This window comes from Gimesia alba, from assembly GCF_007744675.1.
In the GTDB taxonomy this organism is placed as follows: Bacteria; Planctomycetota; Planctomycetia; order Planctomycetales; family Planctomycetaceae; genus Gimesia; species Gimesia alba.
In genome coordinates this window covers 3758732-3782552 of sequence record NZ_CP036269.1, presented here as the reverse complement: position 1 = coordinate 3782552, position 23821 = coordinate 3758732, and the positions used below count along the sequence as shown (strand labels likewise).

Below are 23821 nucleotides of genomic sequence, written 5' to 3'. Positions count from 1 at the left end.
CAATCAGAATGACAAGTTACTGTTTCACATTCATGGCCGGTTTACTGGCACTGACTGCAGCCGCGACTGCCGCAGACATCAAACAGCCGGTCACCCAGAGATTCGCTGCACCAGAAACGAAGGAAACACCCCAGTTTCAACAGCATGTGGTTCCTTTATTAGGAAAACTGGGATGTAACGGCCGTGCCTGCCATGGCTCCTTCCAGGGGAAAGGGGACTTTCGGCTCTCCCTGTTTGGCTATGACTTTGCAATGGATCACAAACAGATGACGGCCAAAGATGTCGCGCGGATCAATCTGAAAGATCCTGCTAAAAGTTTAATCCTGCAAAAAGCACTGGAAGAGGTCGACCACGAAGGGGGGCAGCGTTTTGAACCGAACAGCTGGCAACATCGACTCTTGTCGCGCTGGATTGAAAATGGCGCACAAGGGGTCCCGAAAGACGCACCGAAATTTGAGCGACTGGAAGTCACACCGAATGCCATTCAGTTCAAGAAAGAAGGAGAGACGGTTGCTTTGCGGGCTGTCGCTGTCTGGTCGGATGGCACAAAAGAAGATGTCACACCTCTTTGTCGCTACCAGACCAACAATGAGCAGATCGCTACGATTTCTGAAACAGGTGTTGTCACCGCCGCCAAGCCCGGAGACACACATGTTGTCGCCTTTTATGACTCAGGTGTGATCCCGGTCCCTGTTCTGCAGCCGGTTTCTGATCAATATGGTAAGAATTACCCGCAAATCGCTGCCAACACGAAAATTGATAAGCTGGTCGTCAATAAACTGCAAAAACTGGGTATGGTCCCTGCTGAAACTTGTGATGATGCGGAATTTCTGCGTCGTGTCAGCCTCGACCTGACTGGCACGCTGCCAGCCCCTCATGAAATTGAAGCGTTCCTTAATAACAAATCACCCAACAAGCGATCGGAAAAAATCGACGAGCTGATCGAAAGCCCCGGCTACGCTGCCTGGTGGACGACCAAGCTTTGCGATTTTACACAAAACAACTACGACGACCTGATTAACGTGGCTCCCATACGCGAGCTTCCGAGCCAGCACTGGTATGACTGGATAAAAAAACGTGTCGTCGACAACGAAGGCTATGATAAAATCGTAGAAGGCATCCTGCTGGCAACCAGCCGGGAGTCAGGCGAAGACTTCGACCAATTCACCAAGTCGATGAATGAGATCTACCAGGATAAGCCAGGTAAGGATTTCGCCGACCGTGATCATATGCCGTACTACTGGGCCAGACGGAATTTCCGTAATCCAGACGACCGTGTACTCGGTTTTGCCTACACATTCCTGGGCATCCGGATTCAATGTGCCCAATGCCACAAGCACCCGTTTGATCAATGGACACAAAACGACTTTAAAGAATTCCGTGGCTTCTTTTCACGGGTGACTTTTGGTGTGAACCCCGAGTCGCGACAGGAATACACGGCCATGGTGGAAGAACTGGGTGCTGACAAAGTACGCGGTAATCAACTGGTCCGCGAGTTGAATAAACAGATCAAAAACGGCAAAGAAGTACCGTTCATGGAAGTGTATGTGCCCAAGGCGCGTGCTCAGAGAGCGAATAAAAATAAAAACAAAAAACAAAAGAAACGCCGTAACAACAGACAGAGCCCGGCTACCGCCAAGCTGCTGGGAGCCGAAGTCGTGGAAATCAACCAGATGGATGATCCACGGACGGCGCTGATGGAATGGTTACGCCGCGAAGACAATCCCTATTTCGCCAAAGCGTTCGTGAATCGGGTCTGGGCGTCTTACTTTAACCGTGGCATTATCGAGCCGGCGGATGACTTGAACCTGGCGAATCCTCCCAGCAATGGCCCACTGCTTGATTACCTGTCTCGAGAGTTTGTCCGCCGCGACTTCGACATGAAGTGGCTGCATCGCGAAATCACAAACAGCGATACTTATCAACGCAGCTGGAAAACCAACAAGACAAACGAACTGGACGAAGTGAACTTCAGCCACTTTATTCCCCGTCGTATGCCTGCGGAAGTGTTATACGATGCCATTCATCAGGCAACCGCCTCTGATGATGCCATCAATTCTTTCAAAAACAGTATTGATGGCCGGGCGATCGGAATCGCTGCTTCCGGTGTCCGTAATCGAGCAACTCGTGACAAGCAGTACGCCTTGACAATCTTTGGCCGCTCAACGCGTGAAAGTAACTGTGACTGTGATCGTTCTGTCGATCCCAGCCTGCTACAGACAATGTACATTAAAAATGACAACGACGTCTATTCTGCGATCAACCGTTCTAACAGCAGTTGGTTGTTCCAGGTCGGACAGCAACTGGGTGCCGTTCAAAAACCCAATGAGCAAAAAGATCGTATGAATGATCGTATGGATCAGGTCAAAGAACAGGCCAGAGCAGCCAAACAACGTGTCAACCAGTTGAAAAAACAGGAAGACAAGAAAAAGCAGCTGCAACAGGCTCAAAAACGGTTACGCACCTTGACTGCGCAGTTGAAGAAGATGAAGCAGTTATCGTCTCGCATGGGCAAAGGACCGGCCCGGATCCAGACTCTCGAAAAACCAATCTCAGCTGACAAAACAGAGGAGATTATTACAAGAACGTATTTGAGAAGCTTGAGCCGGTATCCTACAGAATCAGAAAAAACAGCTGCCAGAAAATATCTGAACGAATCTCAAGATAAAATGGCGGGAGTTTACGACCTGATCTGGGCGGTGCTCAACACGAAGGAATTCATGCTCGTTCATTAAACTCGACTAAAAACATAGCTTTTATTTAACAGCAGACACAAACAACTCACGCCTGACTAAACAAACCAGGCACTTCAATGTGAAAGGAATTCAAATGGCTTTATCAATGACATGCGATGGAGTGAAACGCCGCGATTTTCTCAAAATCGGCACACTCGGTTTTACAGGGTTGACGCTCTCTTCGTATTTGCGAATGGTCGATGCAGGCCAGGCCAAACCACAGAAGGCGAAGTCCGCTATCTTTATTGAACTTTCCGGTGGTCCTTCGCATATGGATACGTTCGACTTAAAACCCGAATCATCCAGCGAATATCGCGGCGAGTTCAAACCAATCAAAACCAAAGTGGACGGCATTGAAATTTCTGAGCACCTGCCGAAACTGGCTGCCTGCATGGATAAATTCGCCTTGCTGAGAGGTGTCTCTCACTCGGTCGCAGCGCACGCCTTGGGTCGCTCTTACGTGAATACAGGAAATCGTCCTCTGCCTTCACTGGAATATCCGGGCTACGGTGCCGTCTTCACCAAAGAAAATCCCGGACCCGACAACCTGCCGCCTTATGTCTCGATTCCCAATTCGACACAAAAGCCAGGCTTCCTGGGCGTGAAACATGCTCCTTTGAATACTGGCGCGACACCACGTCCCGGTCAACCCTTCAATGTCCGCGGTATCTCTCTGCGGTCCGGTTTAACTGTGGAAAATATCGAACGACGTGAGTCTTTATTACGAGACATCGATCAGACCTTTAGCGGTCTCGAAAAGAACTCTCAGCTCATCGAAGGTCTGGACCGCTTCGGTCAACAGGCACATTCGATTATTACCTCAAAACGAGCACGCGATGCCTTTGATATCTCCAAAGAATCGCCGGCATTTGCTAAACAGTTCGGCGAATCCAGCTTTGGGCAAAGCTGCCTGCTGGCTTCCCGACTGGTGGAATCCGGAGTTCGTTTTGTGACCGTCTCCATGGGCGGCTGGGACACGCACCGCAACAACTGGGACAGTCTGGAAAACCGATTACTGCCCCCCTTTGATGAAGGTCTGTCAGCACTGTTTACCGGTCTGGAAGAAAAAGGACTGCTTGAATCGACGGCCGTTTATGTCACCGGAGAATTCGGGCGTACTCCTAAAATCAACACAACGCGCGGCGGTCGTGACCATTACCCACGCTGTATGTTCATGTTGATGGCAGGCGGACAGGTCAAAGGGGGGCAGGTCATCGGCAAGAGTACCGAAAATGGTACTGAGCCCGCTGATGAAGGACGTTCTCCCGATGATGTTGCCGCTTCCTTCTATCACAACCTCGGTATCGATTTCACCAAAGAATATCACACCAATACAGGTCGTCCGATTACCATCGTGCGTGATGGAGCTGTGATTGACCAATTATTTTCCTAACTGAAGAGTCTTCTTTTTTAGCCAATATCGATGTTGTATATCTGGCATATCATGTAATTTCCTGAGGGGGAATGAGAATGTTGAAAGTAACGAAAGCGCTTGTGACCATGGCCTTAATCCTGGCTTGTGTTGCTACTGTTGATGCCGCTGAAAAAGGGGCAAAAAAGAAAAAGGGGAACAAACAGCGCACAGTCCAGATCCAGGCGCTGAAATTGCCCGCCACCATTGAACTTTCTGCAGACCAGAAAGAAAAAGTGGCCGCCCTGAAAAAAGAGTACTCACCTAAGTTCGTCGCTTTGCAGAAGAAAAACCGTGAGATTTTGACTCCCGATCAGATCAAAGCACGTCGCACAGCAATGAAAGAAGCCAAAGACGCTGGCAAAAAAGGCAAAGAACTCCGTGAAGCTGTCTCTTCTGCATTGAAGCTTTCTGATGAACAGTCAAAGCAGATGAAAGAAGTGTCAGGAGAGATTCGGAAACTGAATGGCGAAGTTCGCGGAAAACTGCAATCCGTGCTCACCGCTGATCAACTTGCGAAGATCAAAAAACCCGCCAAAGGTGGCAAGAAAAAGAACAAGAAGAAGAAAAACAGCTAACTCAGCCAGCAAATACATTTTTGTGTGCTGAATGAGTTCTGTGGTCACTAAGCGATCTTCGCGAAATCCCCCGATTCCAAACCTGGAATCGGGGGTATTTTATTTTCCGGTCATTCTGAAGTGAAAAACAGGCAATTCCTCCCCCTGATCCTGCCCGAAAAAGAGTTGTTTTCACCCCTAAATCATGATATAAACATAAGTTGATTCACCTGGGGAATTTAATCAAATTCAGTATCCATTCCACTGAGGAGCATACTCAATGCAACGGTCTGAGCAAAGTTGCATCATGAAGCGGGTCCTTGTCATCATTGCTGTTATGATGACAGGGGGAGCGCAGATTGCGACCGCCAATGACGCACCTGACAAAGACCATGGGATTGAATTTTTCGAAGCCAAAATCCGCCCCGTCCTGATCAAACACTGCTACGAGTGTCATGCCGCTGATGCCAAGTCGATTCGGGGGGGATTATTACTGGATACCCGTGCCGGAACATTAACGGGCGGTGATTCCGGCACATCCATTGTTCCCGGTAAGCCGGAAGAAAGCCTGCTGCTGGAATCGCTTCGGTTTGAGAGTTTTGAAATGCCGCCGGCGGGCAAACTGGCCCCGGAAATCATCGCGGACTTTGAAACCTGGATCAAGATGGGTGCTCCCGACCCACGCGAAGGCGAAAGCAAAGTCGTCAAGCAGACGATTGATCTGGAAAAGGGGAGAGAGTTCTGGTCCTTCAAGCCAATGGAAAAACAACCGGTCCCGCAGGTAACTGATGCAGACTGGTCCCATTCCGACATCGATCGATTTATCCGCGCCCGCCAGGAACAACAAAAACTCAAACCGGCGCCTGCCGCTGATCGCACGACCCTGGTCCGCCGTCTCTATTTTGATTTGATTGGTCTGCCTCCAACACCCGCTCAAATCGACGCATTTCTAAACGATCACCGTCCCGATGCGGTCGCGAATCTGGTAGACGAATTACTGGCGTCCTCTCATTTTGGAGAACGCTGGGGCCGCTACTGGCTGGATGTCGCCCGGTATTCTCAATCGACCGGAGGTGGACGTTCGCTGCTTTATAACTCTGCCTGGCGTTATCGTAATTATGTGATTGACGCCTTCAACAAAGACAAACCCTTTGATCAATTTATCAAAGAGCAAGTTGCCGGCGACACACTCAAGTCAAACGATTACCGGCAACAACAGGAACAATTGATCGCGACTGCCTTTCTTCTGCTGGGTCCCACCAATTATGAGCAGCAGGACAAAGAACAGCTGCGGATGGACGTGATTGACGAACAGATCCAGACCGTCGGCCGTGCCTTTATGGCAATGACGCTGGGCTGTGCCCGCTGCCACGATCATAAATTTGACCCGATCCCCGCCAGCGACTATTACGCACTGGCTGGGATTTTTCGCAGTACACACGTCTTAACGCCCGGCAATGTTTCCGGCTGGACGAAACGCGCGCTGCCGGTTCCCGCTGAGCAACAAAAAGAACGCGACGCCTATGACCAGAAACTGGCCAGCCTGACTTCCCAACAGAAAAAGAAACAGAAGCAACTAAAAAAACTGGAACTCCAGTTAAACAGTATTGTGCTTGACGATTCCGCAGCCACGCTGGTGGGCGACTGGAAAGAGTCAACATTCATGAAAGACTACATCGGCAAAGGTTATATTCACGACCAGCACCAGGCCAAAGGCAAGAAGCTGGTCAAGTTTGTTCCCCCAAAGCTGAAGTCAGGCCGCTACGATGTGCAACTGGCCTATAATTCTGCAGAATCCCGCGCCTCACGTGTTCCCGTGACGATCAAAACGGCTAAAGGCAAACATACCGTATATGTGAACCAGCGAGTTGAACCGACCGATGGTGCATTTTCTTCCCTGGGTCAGTTTGAATTTAACGGCACGAAAGATGAAGAGATCATTGTCTCCAATGAAGGCACCGATGGTTTTGTCATTGTCGATGCGATCCGTTTTATCTCTGCTCCCGTTGAATCAGAAAAAGATACACAGCAGCAGGCGGCCGTAGCGCACTACAAACAGACTTCACTCAAAATCGCACAGGCCAAAAAACAACTCAAACAATTGAAATCGGAAATCGCACAGACGAAGAAATCGGCTCCGCCACAAATCCCGGAGATCATGTCTGTTTACGAAGGGGAAGCGCCCGGCGATTATCATCTTCTGATTCGGGGCGATGTCCACAACCTGGGAAAGAAAGTGCCTCGCGGTTTCATTACGGTGGCCCAATCAAATAAGCCGGCAGACAAACCGGTTTCGATTCCAGATACTGCCAGTGGACGCCATGAACTGGCCGACTGGATTGCCAGTCCCCAGAATCCACTGACCGCCCGGGTCTACGCCAATCGCATCTGGCACCACCTGTTTGGTTCAGGATTGGTCCGCACCGTTGACAACTTTGGCTTCCGAGGCGAAACGCCCTCGCATCCGGAATTACTCGATCATCTGGCTTTGAAATTAATCGAACAAGGCTGGTCTACCAAATCTTTGATTCGAGAAATCGTTCTCTCCAGAACCTATCAGCTCGCCAGCGAATCGACCGAACAACAACGCGCCGCCGACCCGGATAACCGGCTGTTAACGCATCAAAATCATCGACGCCTCGATGCGGAAGCCATTCGTGACACGATTCTGTTCGTCAGTGGCAATCTCGATCTTTCACAGCATGAGCAGACCATCAGGCCTGATACAAAAACCGAATACGGTTACGTCTTTCAAAAACACTATCGGAGCATTTACATTCCGGTCTTCCGAAACCGCTTACATGATTTGCTGGCTGTCTTTGATTTCCCGGATCCCAACCTTTCTGTCGGACGCCGCAATACCAGTACGCTTTCAACCCAGGCACTGTACCTGATGAATAATCCCTTTGTGATGGAACAGTCACAAGAACTGGCAGGCCGTCTGATCAAAGAGTTTCCAACCGATCAGTCAAAACGAATTGACGCATTATTTCGAACCACATTAGGACGGTTGCCCGATCAAACAGAAAAAGCAAATGCAGCGCAGTTTTTGAACCAATCACAGACTGAAGGTGGTCCGTCCGAAACAGAAATCTGGTCGGCCCTCTGCCAGACGGTCATTGCCTGCATCGATTTTCGCTATATTAAATAAATCTGGAGTAATTCCATGCTGGATACAAATAGTCTTGTTTCGCGACGAAATTTATTACGCTCGTCAGCCTGCGGATTTGGCTCCCTGGCGTTCTCAGGCATGCTGTCTCAGGCAAAAGCGAATACTCCCAGCATCACTCATCAGAATCCGTTGGCACCACAGGAGCCAATGTTTCCTCCCCGTGCGAAACGCGTCATTTTCATCTTCATGCAGGGAGGGCCGAGCCATGTAGACACGTTCGACTATAAGCCTCTTCTTGAAAAGAAAAACGGCGCAGAACTGGAATTCAAGGACTCACGCTCGATTGCCAAAACGGGAAAGTATGGCAAAGAGAAGGTCATGCAGTCGCTCTGGAAGTTCCGCCAGTACGGTGAATGCGGACACTGGGTCTCCGACCTGTTCCCGGAAATTGGCAAGCAAGTCGATGACCTCTGTTTCGTTCACAGCATGCACACCAACGGGGTTGCCCATGGCCCCAGCACGTTGTTTCTACATACGGGAACGACCAATTTGATTATGCCTTCGGTGGGCTCCTGGATTACCTATGGTCTGGGCACGGAAAACGAAAACATTCCCGGCTTCATCACGATTTCTCCCTCGTCCTCCAATGGAGGCCCGCGAAATTTCTCCAATGCATTCCTGCCTTCGCATTACCAGGGAACGGCACTCGGCAGAGCAGGGCAGCCCGCCGACAAGGCCCGCTTTAATAATATCAAAAATGAGCAAAGGTCGCTGAATAAACAACGCCACCAACTCCAACTTTTGCAGTCACTCAACCAGAGCCAGCTGCAGTCGCATAAGGAAGACGATGAGCTGGCGGCAGTTGTGAATTCATTCGAACTGGCCTTCCGCATGCAACAACATGCACCGGGTCTCACAGACCTTTCGGGTGAATCCAAATCCACGTTTGACATGTATGGTATCGGGACCCCGGAAACCGATGATTTCGGTCGACAATGCCTCTTGGCACGGCGTATGGCAGAGGCGGGTACGCGATATATTCAAGTCAACTATGCCGACAACGGCAATAACCCGCGATGGGACCAGCACAGTAAGATTCAGAAACATGCATTTCACGCCAAAGCGACAGACAAACCTGTTGCTGGCTTGATTCAGGACATGAAACAGCGTGGCTTACTGGAAGACACATTGATCTGGTGGGGGGGAGAATTCGGTAGAAATCCGTTTTTACAAAATGGCGATGGTCGTGACCACAATCCCAAGGGATTCACACACTTCCTGTGTGGTGCTGGTGTGAAATCGGGCTTCTCTTACGGGTCTACTGATGAATTCGGGCATGAAGCGGTAGAAAACAAAGTGCACATGCATGATATGCACGCCACAATCCTGCACCTGTTGGGCATTGACCACGAACGCCTCACTTACCGGCACGCTGGCCGGGATTTCCGTCTGACCGATGTTGAAGGACGTGTGGTCAGCGATCTTTTTGCTTGATCAGAAATAAAACAGGTTCGCAAATGACCCCCATTTGCGAACCTGCGTCTAAATTTTTGATTCCGCTAATTCGATAGAATACCTCCTCCTAAGTTCATCTGGTCAAGAAGATCAAGGATGTTGCGATGTTTCAGAAGGATCTCAGCCTGTGTGCAGACTTCCTCTCACGTCACCCTGGCATTCAAATCGAGTATGATCCCAGGGTGACGTTTCGCTCGAATGAGTCGCGTACTAAAATGTCAGGGTCAGCGTCACTGTAGTTCGGCTATCCAGTAAATCCTTTCTGTTGGAAATCGGGAATTCCCAGACACCCGCGAGTGACAGGCAATCATTTAATTTGTAGTCGGCTCCGAATGCGGTCGTGACAACGTTATTGCCGGCAACATTATTTGAACCGAGGTTGATCCAGTCGCCCCCTTCAAAGTTAGCAGGGAATGCACCACCACTGCGGGTGTAAACAATCCCGTTTAGCTCTGCGATAGCAGAAAGCTTTTCGGTGAGGGGATGATCATAATGCAGGCTGTACCAGAACGATGTTGACTCATCCACACGGTCAGCCGGCAGGTGAAAACCAGCGTTGGCAATAAAGTGTCCGCCGCCATACAGTTCTTTACCGGCGGTCAGGAACGGATTCCAGACTCCCTGGCCATTTCCCTGAAAGACACGCAGACTACCGTTGTGAGCTTCATAAATAAGTCCGGTTGAAAGCAGGAACTGATTTTCGACGTCCCGCACCAGAACATATTTGACTCCCAGAGCAATATCGGCCCAGCCACGCGAATTTCCAATTCCGCGTGTCTGCAGCGTGTTATAGCCATCTTTGACGGCAATAATCGAAAGCCGCTCGTTCAATGCAATCCCCAACTGCAATGCATAAACCTGTAAGTCACCTGCTCCCAGAACGGGTGTTGTGGAATCAATCATTTGATTCACAAAAACACCACGCACATATGTCAACGAACGGGGGTCGATTGACCAGACTGGGTTACTGACCGGCATTACCCAATGCTTGAAGCAAGGGTCGCTGGGCAATTTATTGAGCAGGGGAATGCGGTCACACAGCGTGCATGCCCCGCAAGAGTTGCAGTTGCAACATTGTCCACAGCTACAAGCTGACTGGCAGGTCTGACAAGACTGACAAGCCGCTTCTGGAGCAACACTCTCGTATGAAACAAAGACTTCGTCGGGGCTCACAATAGCCTGATCTTTGACGTCAGCTGATTCTACATTGACATCCTCAGCCGTTGCACTCACCAGGTCAATTCCGAGTGGATTCGCGTCCGTGCTTTCTTCTTCCGCGCTCACCGGTAATAAGACACAGTTAAGCATCAGCACCGTCGCTGCACTGAATATTAACTTGAAATTCATTTCTCTCTCCCTGAGATTCTATTTACCGTTAATGAGAAAATGATCCTCGCCCGGTATGATTTATTCTTTTTACTGAGACAGCACTACAAATTCCGATAATTCTATCTTCAAATATTATTTCGCCCCTAATAGAATGCGCGCGTGAGGACGAATATAACCCTAGTGATATATTTATCGAAAAGCACAATCAGTAAGCCGCAAGGTTTCACAATAGATGTCGTTTGCGGTTTATCAGTTCACTAGGTGGGGTATATCCCTGAAATTAGTAAGTCCCGCCTCTCATCACCCGAATCGGATAGGCGGAATTTATTATTTGGCTAGAATATCCCCTTTTCGTAACTACTGCTTGATAAAAGAGATCTAACGTTTTTTTAATACGGTCCATTCGAGTTCAGGAGCAGAGGAGCACACGTGTCGGCTGAACCATCTATTGAAACTGTCACAAACAGCGGGAATCTGGAGAAATTCACTTATGATGACCAAATTGCAAGGATGTTTGCTCTCGCGACTCTGATCTGGGGAACCGTTGCGTTTCTGGTCGGAATTATCGTGGCAAGTGAGCTGGCGGCCCCTTCGGTCAATATGGGGTTTGATTTAATTACCTTCGGCCGTTTACGCCCCCTGCATACCAATGCTGCCATTTTCGCCTTTGCCGGTAACGCCATTTTCACAGCCGTCTACTATTCGACCCAACGCCTCTGCCGTGCCCGCATGTGGAGCGATAAACTATCGCGGCTTCACTTCTGGGGCTGGCAACTGATTATTTTGGCAGCCGCCCTGACGCTGCCGTTTGGGATTACCCAAAGCAAAGAATACGCCGAACTGGAATGGCCCATCGATATCGCGATTGCCGTGGTCTGGGTCGGTTTCTTCGGCGTGAACTTCTTTATGACGCTGGCCAGACGTCGCGAACGTCACATGTATGTGACGCTCTGGTTTTATATCGCGACGATTGTGACCGTCGCCTTGCTGCACGTGTTCAATAATCTCGTGATCCCTATCGGGCTGTTTAAAAGCTATTCGGTCTATGCCGGCGTGCAGGATGCCTTCATGCAATGGTGGTATGGCCATAACGCGGTGGCGTTTTTTCTCACGACCCCGTTTCTGGGGCTCATGTATTACTTTCTTCCCAAAGCGGCAAATCGCCCGATTTACTCTTATAAGCTTAGTATTCTGCATTTCTGGTCGCTGGTCTTTATTTACATCTGGGCTGGTCCTCACCATCTACATTACACCGCATTACCACAGTGGGCGTCGACTTTAGGCATGCTGTTCTCGGTTATGCTCTGGATGCCTTCCTGGGGTGGAATGATTAACGGCCTGCTGACTCTGCGAGGGGTCTGGCAAAAAGTGACCTCCGATCCGGTTCTCAAGTTTTTCGTGGTCGGTATTACATTTTACGGAATGTCGACTTTTGAAGGCCCTGTGCTGTCCATCAAATCGGTGAATGCGTTATCGCATTATACTGACTGGACCATCGCACACGTCCACGCCGGTGCTCTGGGCTGGAACGGTTTCATGACATTCGGCATGATTTACTGGCTGCTTCCCCGTTTATTTCAGACACAGCTCTGGAGCCAGAAACTGGCGAATTTGCATTTCTGGCTGGGTACCGTCGGCATCCTGTTATATATTTTCCCGATTTACGTTGCCGGCCTGACTCAAGGTTTGATGTGGCGAGCCATCACGGAAACCGGCCAGTTAGCGTATCCCAACTTTGTCGAAACCGTTCGCGTGTTAATCCCCTTGTACTGGATTCGTGTTGGAGGCGGGCTGGTTTATCTCTCCGGCTCACTGCTACTGGGGTATAACTTCTTCCAAACCTGGAAAACACGTCCCGCTGTTTACGAGGAAGAAGTGCATACCGCGCCCCCATTGGAACGTCACTATGTTGATGATCCGGCTCCCAAATCCGATCTGACCGGCGTACTGGAAATTGCCAAATCAATCGATGTCTTTGAAAAACTGAACTGGCACAGAAGGTGGGAACGCTTACCACGTCTGATGACGATCTGGGTGATTATCTCTGTCGTCGTCGCCTCGCTGTTTGAGATTATCCCGACCTTCCTGATTAGATCGAACGTTCCGACCATTGCAACGGTGACTCCCTACACGCCGCTGGAACTGGCGGGCCGGGACATCTATGTGGCGGAAGGCTGTTACAACTGCCATTCGCAGATGATTCGGCCGATTCTCTCAGAAACCAAACGGTATGGGGAGTACTCCAAACCGGGCGAATTTATTTACGACCATCCGTTCCAATGGGGATCACGCCGCATTGGTCCTGACCTGGCTCGAGAAGGGGGACAGCGTTCCAATCTCTGGCATCTCGTCCATTTCCGAGATCCGGCAAAGATGACTGACGGGTCCATCATGCCGCCTTATCCGTGGCTGGAAACTCGGGAATTGAATTTCAAAACGATTCCCGACCGTGTCTGGGCTGCCTCTTATCTGGGTGCGCCCTACACGCGTGCCCTGGACGATTCGATTGCCATGGCAAAAGAGCAGGCGAAAGCCATCGCGGATGACATCGAAAAACAGAAAGGGCCTAAAGGCCTGGAAGACAAACAGGTGATTGCATTGATTGCTTACATGCAACGCCTGGGAACTGATATTTATAAAACACCGGCTGCACCGAAGAAATCAGAGTCAACGGAACCGCCACCGGCCGCGAATAAAACGGCACAAAAATAATTTGTGAACGAGGACCAAGACCATGATTAAACAAGTGATGGAACTCTTGAATTATGATTACTGTGCCGAGATTGCACTCGTCCTGTTTTTGATAGCTTTCATCCTGGTCATCATCAAAACCGTGTTCACAAGTAAAAAAGAAATCAAACACCAATCAGAAATTCCGCTTTCTGACGACTAATACTGATTCGGAGATTAACATGTCAGAGATAGAGAAAGATCAGTTAAGAACCCACGTTTATGACGGGATTCAGGAATACGACAATCCGATGCCGGGCTGGTGGGTGATGCTCTTCTGGGGATGTATCTTTTTTGCGATTCCCTATTGGCTGTATTACGAGTCAGGCGTTCCCGGGCGTTCGATCTATGATAACTACAATGAAGCAGTCGCCGACAATTTACGGTTGCAGTTTGAAGAGATCGGCGAGCTCAGCCTGGACTCCGCCACCGTCTATAAATTTAAGGACGACCCCAAGTGGATCAAGGTCGGAGCGAGTGTTTATGAAATGCACTGTGTGGCCTGTCATGCCGCTAAAGCGGAAGGGAAAGTCGGCCCGAATTTGACGGATGACTACTGGATTCATGTGAAAGAAATCGGTGACATCGCCAAAGTCGTCGAAAAAGGTGCCAACGGCCAGGCCATGCCTGCCTGGGGAAATCGCTTGCACCCCAATGAAATTGTTCTGGTAGCTTCCTATATCGCAGGGCTGCGTGGTTCATTACCGCCCGGCACGGGAAAACCACCGGAACCGAATGCCAAGAAAATCCCCGACTGGAAGGCACCAGCGACACCAGAAGCAAACGAAGAAAAACCGAAAGCAGAGCCTCCCAAAGCAGATGACTCGAAGCCAAAAGAAACAAAAACAGACGACACACCAAAAGAGAAACCGCCAGAAACGAAACCAGCCTCATGAACAAGATTTTCTTTTCACTGAACGGTAAGCTTTGATGAATGACCAACTTCTAGAACCCGAGGAACATGTTCTATCAACACTGGAGAAAGATGGCTCTCGTCGCTGGATCTACCCCCGTCTTTTCATGGGCAAATACTGGACCAGACGCCGCGCCGTGGGTTACCTGCTGATCATCATTTTTATTGCGTTACCTCATATCAAGATCAATTCCAGTCCCGCCTTCTTTTTGAATATCGCCAGACGGGAATTTACCATCTTCGGTTTCAAATTCCTGCCGACTGATACGCTCTTGCTGGCGTTTTTCATGATCTCGCTGTTTTTGTCGATCTTCCTGTTAACGGCATTATTCGGGCGCGTCTGGTGCGGCTGGGCATGCCCGCAGACGATTTACCTGGAATTTGTTTACCGCCCGATTGAACGATTATTCTGTGGGACTACTGGCCATGGTGGCAAACCGCATAAATCGGTTCCCATTATCCGACGACTGATGATGTATGGCACCTATCTAATCATTTCCATGGTGCTGGCGCATACCTTCCTGGCCTATTTTGTGAGTGTCGACGAACTCCATCGCTGGGTTCAGCAGTCACCATTTACGCACCCGACCGGCTTCCTGGTGATGACGGCCACCGTGGTTCTGATGATGTTTAACTTCTCATTTTTCCGAGAACAGCTTTGCACAATTGCCTGTCCTTACGGCCGCTTTCAATCGGTGCTGCTGGACCGGCGATCCTTAATTGTCAGCTATGATAAACAACGCGGAGAACCGCGAGGCAAAATCAGCAAGCAAAAAACCGCAGAACAACATGGCGACTGTATCGACTGTGGCCAATGCGTGCGTGCCTGTCCCACCGGTATCGATATTCGTGACGGCTTACAGATGGAGTGCCTTCACTGCACCCAGTGTATGGACGCCTGCGATGAAATCATGGTGAAAGTGGAACGTCCCACCGGACTGGTGCGTTACTCTTGTCAGGATGAAATTGAAGGTAAACCAACCAAAAAGCTGCGGCCGCGCGTGATCATCTACCCTTTGCTACTGCTATTGTCCGTTTCTGCGTTTACAGTCACTCTGATCAATAAAAAATCTTTTGATGTGACCGTGATGCGGAATTATGGGAACCCGTTTATTGTGACCGACGATGATTTCGTCGAAAATAACCTACAGATCAAACTGGTCAACCGAACGGATCTGCCCGACGAATATGAATTTAAACTGCCGGACAACACCGACGTCAAAATGGAGATCATGGCGAGTCCCGACCTGAAAGCACGCGAAACCAAAACGATTCCACTCTTAGTTTCCGCCCCCCGCGATTCGTTTGTCACCGGTTTACGTGAAGTGGAACTCACCATCCGTTCCCAGAAAAATTCCGAAGAGAGGACAGTCACATGTCAGTTGCTGGGACCATAACGACCGACGCAGAGCAATCTGCGGAAACATTAGCCCGCTGGACCTGGTGCGGCGTGATCTTCTCATTTCTTGGATTGCAGATTCTGCTTTCTTCTGTTGCCGTCTTCCTGGCGACCAGCGATCCTTCAAACGTCATTGTCGAAGGCTATTACGAGCAGGCGATCTCCTGGGACAAACAACGTCAAACACAGGCAGAAAGTGATGCGCTGGGATGGAAATCTGTTGTTACTCTGGAAGCGGCTCCAGATATGCTCCAGAAACCCAAACTGGAACTCTCTCTGCTGAATCAGGCCGACAGCCCCGTAGAAAACAGCCAGGTGGAAGGCCTGTTGTTTCATCATGCCAGGGCAGGGGACGTCTTCAAAATTCATTTTAAAGAAACCAGTCCAGGGCATTATGCAGCACTGGTTCCGATAAACAAGCCAGGTCTCTGGGAACTTTCGATCGCTGCGTCCGGCAGTGAAGGCACGTTTCAGGAAAAGAAACAATTTCTGCTCAAACCGTCGGGAGAGTTAAAAAATCTCCAGGCACAACACTGATTAACATTCGAGAGACATTGACAGCGAAATAAGGCATAGCATGACGGACTTCCATTCGACAATTCCCTTACTGGCCACGATCTTTGTCGCCAGCATTGCCGGAAGCGGTCACTGTGTGGGAATGTGCGGGCCGTTGATGCTGCTGGCGGTGAATCGCAACTCCGCTTCAAACAAAAAGTCCTTCGGTCTGGAAGCCCTCTATCATGCAGGCCGATTACTGGGTTATGCCATTTTGGGACTTGTCGCCGGCAGCCTGGGCTGGATGCTGGAATCGGGCGGCGAACTGGCGGGCCTGCAGAAAATCGCCGCTTATGTCTCTGGGGTCGGCATGATTCTATTCGGCAGTTTTTCTCTGTTGACCATTTACAGAAAAGGGAGCATTCCGCATTTTGGAACCGCTGCCGTCGGTAAATATCTAACGAAGTTCATCAAAAAGAATCAACGGCTCCCGCAAGGGATCAGGCCGCTGGGAATCGGCTTGATCACCGCCTGTCTCCCCTGCGGCTGGCTCTATGCATTTTTACTGCTGGCCGTCGCCGCCCGAACTCCGCTTACCGGAAGTCTGGTGATGATTGCCTTCTGGCTGGGAACCATCCCGGCCTTATCACTGACCGGACTGGCCAGCCGTCTGTTCCCGCAGAAGTGGAACCTGCTAGGCAACACCCTGATTGCCAGCCTGCTCATCGTCAGCGGCATCTTTACCATGAGTGTACGTGCTCATGCAGATATGGGAGAATTACAACCAAAAGCCGCGGGAGCATCAAAGTCGGAAATTCTGAAAACCATCAACGACGAACCGCTTCCCTGTTGCCAGCCAAAACAGACCGATTAACCCGTTCCCGTATGCGAGAAGGCTTCACTCCGTTGATTGAGCAAACGCACGAAAGTGAAACGACTTCCCAACAGCAACAGGGCACGTGCATCCACTGCAATCTTCCGGTCCCCACCAGTCGACAAACAGACGAACAACCCTGGTTTTGTTGTGCCGGGTGTGAAGTCGCCTATGCCATTCTGCAAGACATGGATGCCTGTCTGCTGGAAGAGCTCAACAATTCTGAAACCGTCCCCTCTTCAGACCTCTCCTACGAGGAAATGGACCATCCCCGTTTTCGCGAGCTCTATGCCCATGAAATCGAACCGGGTCTGTTCCGGATCCGATTTCATCTGGAAGGCATGCATTGTGCATCATGCGTGTTTGTGATTGAGAAACTTCCCGACTTCTTGCCGGGCGTCATCAGCGCGCGGGTGAATTTAACGAACACCAGCGTCGATTTAATCTGGGATTCTGCCAGCGTCTCTCTGTCTGAAATTGCCAGAACCCTGGATCGGCTCGGCTATCGTCCGCATCCGCCGCAGCACAATGATGCAGAACAGATTTATCAACGGGAAAACCGCAAGTATTTGATTCGCCTGGGCATTGCGGGCGCCTGTGCCGGCAATGTCATGTTGATCGCGTTTGCCTTGTACGCCGGCATGTTTACCGGAATGGCGGCAGAGCACTTGAACCTGTTTCGCTGGACCAGTGCGGCACTGGCGCTGGTCTCCATTGTCTGGCCCGGGCATGTCTTTTTCAAAGGCGCTTTCTCTGCGATTAAAACGCGCAGTCCGCATATCGACCTTCCCGTAGCGTTGGGCATCACCATTGGTGGTGTCGCCGGTCTGATCAATTCCCTTCGCGGCACGGGGGAAATTTATTTTGATTCGTTAACGGTTCTGATCTTTTTACTGCTGGTCGGCCGATACATTCAGTTCCGACAACAGCACCGGGCACTCAGCCATCTTTCCCTGTTGAAAAGCATTACGCCGCGCAGTGCACGGCTCATTTCAAATGACGAAGTTGCAACCGTTCCGATTGAAGTACTAAAAGCAGGCGATCAGGTCGAAGTCAGAGCAGGGGATGTGATACCCGCCGATGGCGTTGTGTATTCCGGAGATTCCACCGTTGATGAATCGATCCTCACGGGAGAAGCACGGCCGCGCATCATTCAAACCGGCGCCCAAGTGACCGCCGGGACTATCAATCTGACATCCCCAATCAGACTGGATATCGAATGCGTCGGTGAAAACACGCGCATTGGCCGTTTGATGAATCTGGTGGAACTGGGAGTCAGCTCCAAGCTTCCGTTATTGGAACTGGCGAATCGCATCGCCGGCATTTTTGTTCTCACCGTGATCGTGCTGGCGATCGTCTGTTTGGGAATCTGGTGGTCCAGCGGCGTCAAAATCGCCGTTTCAAATTCGATTTCATTACTGATCGTCACCTGTCCCTGTGCCCTGGGATTAGCCACACCACTGGCGCTCGCCGTCGCTCAAGGCAAAGCCGCCAAACGGGCGATTTTGATTAATTCGGGTGATGTGATCGAACGACTTTCGAAACCCGGTTTGCTCTGGCTTGATAAAACGGGAACGCTGACCTACGGGAAAATGCAAGTGCATGAATGGCACGGCGATCGCAGCTTTTTTCCACAGATTCGTGCGATGGAACAACAGGTGGTGCATCCCATCGCCAGTGCGCTGACGACCTGGATTGATCAGCAAATCGGTACCGAAAAACAAGAGTTCGCACTGCGGGATATCGATTATTCCCCCGGTCTGGGAATTCGAGGAGCCCTTGATGGGACTCAGTTCGCTGCCGGCAGCGAAACCTATATCACAGAGCAGGGCGGACACGTCCCGCTGGAATTTCAGCAGAAGATTTCCGAGTACCGGCAACGGGGATTAACTGCGGTGATCGTTGTCGCAGAGGGAGAAACCCAGCTTGTATTGGGGATCGGCGATGATTTACGACCCGATGCCGCAGCGACGATTCAAAAACTGAAAACCGAAGGTTGGTCTGTTGGCATCCTCTCCGGCGATCATTCAGAAATTGTCACACCGATTGCCAGCCGCCTGAATATTGATCCTGAACTGGTGCACGCTGCCGTACGCCCCGAAGAAAAACTGAAAATCATTCAGGAGTCTACCAGACGCGGTATCACGGTAATGGTCGGCGATGGCGTGAATGACAGCGCGGCGTTAGCGGCTGCTTCGGTCGGCATTGCCGTGCATGGGGGAGCCGAAGCCAGCCTGCAGGCCGCCGCCGTTTATCTGAATCGACCGGGCCTGGCACCGCTGAAGGAACTGATTGATGGCGCACACCTGACGAATCATGTGATTTATCGCAACTTGCTGATGTCTCTAGTATATAATGTGATAGCGGCAGGGCTGGCAATCGGCGGATTGATTAACCCGCTCATTGCCGCTGTGCTGATGCCGATCAGTTCCCTGACGGTCCTGATCTTATCCTTTATGAACCGTGCTTTTCAGGAGCCCTATTCTTGAGTGTTCTGTATATCGCATTACCGATCGCGATCCTGTTAGCACTGGCAGCGGTCATCGGATTTGTCTGGACCGTTTCGCGCGGCCAGTACGATGATCTTGAAACCCCCGCCTATCGCATTCTGGAAGACGATCAGAAACCGAAACCAAAAGAAGAACGTTAAGCGTCATTTGCCGCGAGTGGAAACAAAAACGCCCGGAACAAATCCGGGCGTTTTTTTGACTGATTTTATAAAATCGATCAGGTCTCAGGCGGGCAGAACTTATTCGACCACGCGAACGGAAGTCGCGCAAGGCCCTTTACGGCCTTCGCCTACTTCATACTCGACAGTCTGTCCTTCCTGTAATTCTTCGAGAGTCACACCCTGAACTTCAGAATGATGAAAAAACAGGTCACCCCGTTCTCCTTCGATGAACCCAAAACCGCGATCTGTAACCAACCTTTTAATTTTACCCTGTGGCATTACTGCTCTCCAACATGATAACCTACGACACTCGACAGCCTTGATAAAAACAGGCAACCGAAGCCCAAAAAATGAAAGCAGATAGAGCCACAAAAAACAGAAGCTGAAACTTACTTAGAAGCCCTGCTAGTAAAATGAAGCGGGAAGAGATGAACGACCCGAAGGCGTTTAAACTGCACCTTGTCTCTGCTCGTCACAACTGGCGTGACACATGTATTATACTGGGTAGTGTGTATCTGTAAAGCTTGACCCGTCTGCTTTCAGCCGAATCCAGCCAACCCTCTCCCCTCTCTCCATAGTGGGTTTCGGGGATATGGGGGAATTTACCGTGAGAGGAACCGCACCAGCCAGATGATCCCCGTCAGCAGTAAACTCAACAGAATACATGTCGTCAGTGGAAAATAAAGCCGAAAGTTTTCCCGTTCAATCAGGACATCTCCCGGTAACTTCCCCAGCCACGGAATCGACGGCGCCAATAACCACACGACTCCCACCCCCACGATCAATATTCCCACAAAAATCAGAATCCACGCCGGCTGGTTTGGCATCTCAATTTCACTCTTTTTATTTCACGACAACGTTTCAAGCTCGTTCAAATCGTTCTATTCAAAAGCGATCAGCCTGTGTCAGATCCGGCAATGGCGAGCTGCTGCTTAGCCCAATATTTTCTCCCACAAATTGATATAAAGTTCAATCAGGGGCGTGATCCAGGGGACCGCAAACAGAGGTGAGTAGAATCGTTCGATCGTACTCAGACCTGGCGGAATCGTCCAGGGATTCTTCACCAACTGACGGCAGATCGCCACCACAGGTCCCACACTCAACAGATACAACACTCCCAGACTGATGAGGAAATAGCTCGTCCGTCTCAGGATTTTCGAAACCAAAGGATTGTTCTTAAGCATCAAACCGGTCTCTGAATAAAGAATCCTGGTCTGTTCGTTTCCGTCGGAACGCTCCACGGACGAGTGGTTACGCGAATCGAGACCAAAATACCATGTAATTACCGATCAGGTCGCAAAATAAATCGTTTTGATCCATACACCAAAGTAACGGACCATAAAACCATTCACAATAATCTTCAAACTCCATATTGTCTGAGCCAACAACCAATAAATTTACAGGCCTAATACTCAAAACATAAACTACTAACAAAACACAAATGCCAGAGCATAAATACTGGAGAATCTTAAATCGTTTTCTTTCAGACATGTAAACGACCTTAGTAAAGTCGAAAGACTAAAATGCGATTTGCCAGAGACGACGTGAACTCCCTATTTCTTTTTGTAGTCCAGGTGAGCAATAAATCAATACATCTTCTTGAGGAGAAACCCATATCGTTCCGTCAATGGGGCCCGTTTGTTCTTTAGAGGTCAGAGGAAGGGGTAATCCATACTGATGAGACAACGCAGCACGAGATACGAGATAGAGCCCGCCCTCGATATGTGGATAGTATGCACGTAGGCCATTTTTACTCAGGAACAAAGCCTCGGCCCCTTGTTGCTGCACAAAGAGTTTGGGATTGCGAAATTTTGTCCCACTGCGCTGTACCAGCCAGAGCGAACGAGAGCCATTCTTTTCAAGTTTACTGAAAACGACCCGATTCGCGTCCAGAAATTGTGGCGTTCCTACACGGATTGAAGCATCTACTTTTCCGACAGCTTCCCATAACTTATTTTCCTGGAAAGGTTCCTGCCGGCTTTTTCGTTTGGCGATCCACAATGTTGGATTGATGTCGGATTTAACATAGATTAATTCCAGGCCATTGGGAGAGATCGCGGGGTAAGCTTCCGTTTCTGGGCTGACTGTCGTTTCAAGCAATACGGGGTCTCCGAATGGATCATCAATCGAGGGACGTGTTGATTCATACAAATCAAATCCAGAGCCAACTCTCCCGGCCATAGAAAAAATGATGGAGAGAAGGTCTGGCGTCAGTGCAGGAGAGAAACAAGGCTCACGTTTTTCAAAACCAGGCAATAATTCAGCTGTATTCGGGACGAGATCAGGCAAGGTTGCCGTTTTTGGCTTAGGAGCCCGGATGGCATTTGCTGGCGCTGAAGTTGCTCCGGTTGGCTCCGGAAATTTTGTCGGTGAGTTGACCCACCACGAAATGGATATTCCAATCACAATTGTGAATCCCACTGCAATAACAGCGGTTTGTATGTTCATATTTTGACGCCTTAGTGATTTGGCTTCTCTTAATCTGCAGGTTACTGAGTTGGAGAAGCTTCTGTATCTTTTAAATGTGCTGGCAAGCTTAGACCTTGCGATGTAACCATTGAATAATACACGTGCCCATTAATGTTTTCAGAAAGGAAGGTGGCACGTCCATCAGTAAAGACGACGTTTACTCCCCCTTGGTGAAATGATGAGGGCCAAGGCGCTTCACCTTCCGCCAGATTGGTACCATAGTTGATCCCGTGAGGTGCACCGTTCGCTTTCCCGAGTGAGACATTTCCGGGGGTGCATGAATCTCCCTGACAAACCTGGCTGGGAATAAAAAAACTGGTTGCTAACGGATCGGCAAACGACCATGATCTCTGAAGATTATTCGGATCATAACCGAGCCTGACATTTTCGGCAAAAAGCAAAGTATGACTTAAACCATCCGAAATCGTTGAAAATCGATGATGTCGGCTCGTGCCCTTCACCTTCCAGCTTTCGAGGAAACAGACTCCTGTTTTGAGCAATAAATCGCGATCACTTGGTGATCCATCGGCACTCGCAGCAAGTGAGCATATTACCCCATTCCCATTCAAATCAATCGGGCTGCGCGATGGGAAAACGATGGGACAGTCGGCCGCCCCCCCCACGGTCGATGTCCATGCGAAGCCTCCATTGACCGCATAGCTTAAATCGCCACGTCCACCAAGAGTGATGTCTGAGGGGCAGGTGAATAAGGGAATGACGGTTTCTGATAGTTTTGTATTTTCAGTACTTAAGGATGGCTCTGAGAAGTCCCATTGATTGGCGATGGGGTTCTGCTCAATATACGGAAGGATGGCGACAGCCCAGTTGAAGAATGGCTGGACATCTCCGGAACTGTCCAGGCTGAGATAGCCAGATGCCGGAAACCGATCCTGAACATCAACATGGCTATGCACAGCAAGTCCAAGTTGACGCATATGATTGAGGCACGACATCCTGCGAGCAGCCTCTCGCGTTTGCTGAACAGCAGGTAACAACAATGCGATCAGTACTGCAATCAGCGACATTGAAACTAAAAGCTCAATTAAAGTAAAACCAGGTAAACTTCGATTTGATTTCACCCTCATGTCCAAGCCTCTTTTTTGTTATTGCAAGAATTTGCGTAAGAGTCTGATGATTGAGACAGGATTAAATGTGCACAATTGACAACGCATGCATAGTACACTGAAAACATATCTAGTGTCAAATTCTAAACAGAGGCGGGCTGCCACATAGGGCGGCACCCTACTTTTATCTGGATGAATTCATGATCTGCTTTTGTAAGTCAATCTGTCAACTTCCTGCTCTTTGCGCCCGGCTTGGGTGAGTATCCGAGATACTAGGAACCTTAAATTGACTTTCCACCTTTTTCTCTGCTGAACCGGATCTAAGGCCCTGCGGCTAATGGAGCAGGGCCTGATGTGAATGGTCTCTTCATCGGCTCTCGTTCTTTACTCCGGGCTTCGGAAATCAATGCTGTTTTCAGATGATGATTTTTGCAGGTCGGTGCGTCCTGTTCATCTCTCATGCGTTCGGTGAGATCGGGTAGGATTGGTTTGTCGTTGGTTTGATTTCACATTCAGGTTGAAATCGGCGGCGGGCGCCGTGCTGCTC

The 23821-nt window shown here is 49.9% G+C and carries 19 protein-coding genes; 13 read left to right on the top strand and 6 right to left on the bottom strand.

All coding sequences use genetic code 11. The features are described from left to right. Window positions 1-8 precede the first annotated feature (8 nt). The 5 genes from Pan241w_RS14215 (at window position 9) to Pan241w_RS14195 (ending at window position 9309) form a co-directional block, all read left to right on the top strand. Window positions 9-2735 (top strand): DUF1549 domain-containing protein, encoded by a 2727-nt coding sequence (locus Pan241w_RS14215; protein WP_145216849.1) that lies wholly within the window; start codon window positions 9-11, stop codon window positions 2733-2735. Window positions 2736-2829: 94 nt separating this feature from the next. After that, complete coding sequence (locus Pan241w_RS14210) at window positions 2830-4128, top strand: DUF1501 domain-containing protein (RefSeq protein WP_145216846.1); 1299 nt, start codon at window positions 2830-2832, stop codon at window positions 4126-4128. Between the two features lie 77 nt (window positions 4129-4205). After that, window positions 4206-4724, top strand: a complete 519-nt coding sequence (locus Pan241w_RS14205; RefSeq protein ID WP_145216843.1) for a hypothetical protein — start codon at window positions 4206-4208, stop codon at window positions 4722-4724. Window positions 4725-4983: 259 nt separating this feature from the next. Beyond that, window positions 4984-7854 carry a DUF1553 domain-containing protein gene (locus Pan241w_RS14200; protein ID WP_145216840.1) on the top strand — a complete coding sequence of 957 codons (2871 nt, stop codon included), beginning with the start codon at window positions 4984-4986 and terminating at the stop codon, window positions 7852-7854. 15 nt (window positions 7855-7869) lie between these two features. After that, a complete protein-coding gene (locus tag Pan241w_RS14195) occupies window positions 7870-9309 on the top strand; it encodes a DUF1501 domain-containing protein (RefSeq protein WP_145216837.1) in 1440 nt (479 codons plus the stop codon). Window positions 9310-9540: 231 nt separating this feature from the next. Here Pan241w_RS14195 and Pan241w_RS14190 read toward each other — a convergent pair whose 3' ends face one another. Then, the gene (locus tag Pan241w_RS14190; RefSeq protein WP_145216835.1) at window positions 9541-10677 is read right to left on the bottom strand and encodes a hypothetical protein; all 1137 of its coding nucleotides are present in this window, start codon (window positions 10675-10677) and stop codon (window positions 9541-9543) included. Window positions 10678-11088: 411 nt separating this feature from the next. On the opposite strand from Pan241w_RS14190, the gene ccoN reads away from it, so the two are divergent. Genes ccoN through ccoS form a run of 8 tightly spaced genes read left to right on the top strand, consistent with a single transcriptional unit; the run spans window position 11089 to window position 19720 of the window. Next, complete coding sequence (gene ccoN, locus Pan241w_RS14185; protein WP_232107454.1) at window positions 11089-13371, top strand: cytochrome-c oxidase, cbb3-type subunit I; 2283 nt, start codon at window positions 11089-11091, stop codon at window positions 13369-13371. Window positions 13372-13393: 22 nt separating this feature from the next. Beyond that, entirely contained in the window at window positions 13394-13552 is a 159-nt protein-coding gene (locus Pan241w_RS29420) for a hypothetical protein (RefSeq protein WP_198000522.1), read from the top strand. Between the two features lie 19 nt (window positions 13553-13571). Continuing rightward, window positions 13572-14285, top strand: a complete 714-nt coding sequence (locus Pan241w_RS14180; RefSeq protein ID WP_145216832.1) for a cbb3-type cytochrome c oxidase N-terminal domain-containing protein — start codon at window positions 13572-13574, stop codon at window positions 14283-14285. Window positions 14286-14319: 34 nt separating this feature from the next. Continuing rightward, window positions 14320-15699 carry a cytochrome c oxidase accessory protein CcoG gene (gene ccoG / locus Pan241w_RS14175; RefSeq protein ID WP_145216829.1) on the top strand — a complete coding sequence of 460 codons (1380 nt, stop codon included), beginning with the start codon at window positions 14320-14322 and terminating at the stop codon, window positions 15697-15699. Next, the gene (locus Pan241w_RS14170) at window positions 15678-16238 is read left to right on the top strand and encodes a FixH family protein (protein WP_145216826.1); all 561 of its coding nucleotides are present in this window, start codon (window positions 15678-15680) and stop codon (window positions 16236-16238) included. The genes ccoG and Pan241w_RS14170 overlap by 22 nt, the downstream gene beginning before the upstream one ends. Before the next feature lie 40 nt (window positions 16239-16278). Continuing rightward, window positions 16279-17070, top strand: a complete 792-nt coding sequence (locus Pan241w_RS14165) for a sulfite exporter TauE/SafE family protein (protein ID WP_145216823.1) — start codon at window positions 16279-16281, stop codon at window positions 17068-17070. Then, the gene (locus tag Pan241w_RS14160) at window positions 17046-19559 is read left to right on the top strand and encodes a heavy metal translocating P-type ATPase (RefSeq protein ID WP_145216820.1); all 2514 of its coding nucleotides are present in this window, start codon (window positions 17046-17048) and stop codon (window positions 19557-19559) included. The genes Pan241w_RS14165 and Pan241w_RS14160 overlap by 25 nt, the downstream gene beginning before the upstream one ends. Continuing rightward, the gene (gene ccoS / locus Pan241w_RS14155) at window positions 19556-19720 is read left to right on the top strand and encodes a cbb3-type cytochrome oxidase assembly protein CcoS (RefSeq protein ID WP_145216817.1); all 165 of its coding nucleotides are present in this window, start codon (window positions 19556-19558) and stop codon (window positions 19718-19720) included. Before Pan241w_RS14160 ends, ccoS begins: the two co-directional genes overlap by 4 nt. Before the next feature lie 99 nt (window positions 19721-19819). On the opposite strand, the gene Pan241w_RS14150 is transcribed toward ccoS, so the two are convergent. The 5 genes from Pan241w_RS14150 to Pan241w_RS14130 form a co-directional block, all read right to left on the bottom strand. Further along, window positions 19820-20020 carry a cold-shock protein gene (locus Pan241w_RS14150; protein ID WP_145216814.1) on the bottom strand — a complete coding sequence of 67 codons (201 nt, stop codon included), beginning with the start codon at window positions 20018-20020 and terminating at the stop codon, window positions 19820-19822. A 323-nt stretch (window positions 20021-20343) separates the two neighbouring features. Next, the gene (locus Pan241w_RS14145) at window positions 20344-20568 is read right to left on the bottom strand and encodes a DUF2905 domain-containing protein (RefSeq protein WP_145216811.1); all 225 of its coding nucleotides are present in this window, start codon (window positions 20566-20568) and stop codon (window positions 20344-20346) included. 105 nt (window positions 20569-20673) lie between these two features. Next, window positions 20674-20925, bottom strand: coding sequence for a hypothetical protein (locus Pan241w_RS14140; RefSeq protein ID WP_145216808.1), 252 nt, complete (start codon window positions 20923-20925; stop codon window positions 20674-20676). A 334-nt stretch (window positions 20926-21259) separates the two neighbouring features. Continuing rightward, complete coding sequence (locus Pan241w_RS14135) at window positions 21260-22189, bottom strand: hypothetical protein (protein ID WP_145216805.1); 930 nt, start codon at window positions 22187-22189, stop codon at window positions 21260-21262. A 41-nt stretch (window positions 22190-22230) separates the two neighbouring features. After that, window positions 22231-23295: a DUF1559 domain-containing protein gene (locus Pan241w_RS14130; RefSeq protein WP_145223402.1), complete on the bottom strand. Its 1065-nt coding sequence runs from the start codon at window positions 23293-23295 to the stop codon at window positions 22231-22233. Window positions 23296-23821 lie beyond the last annotated feature (526 nt).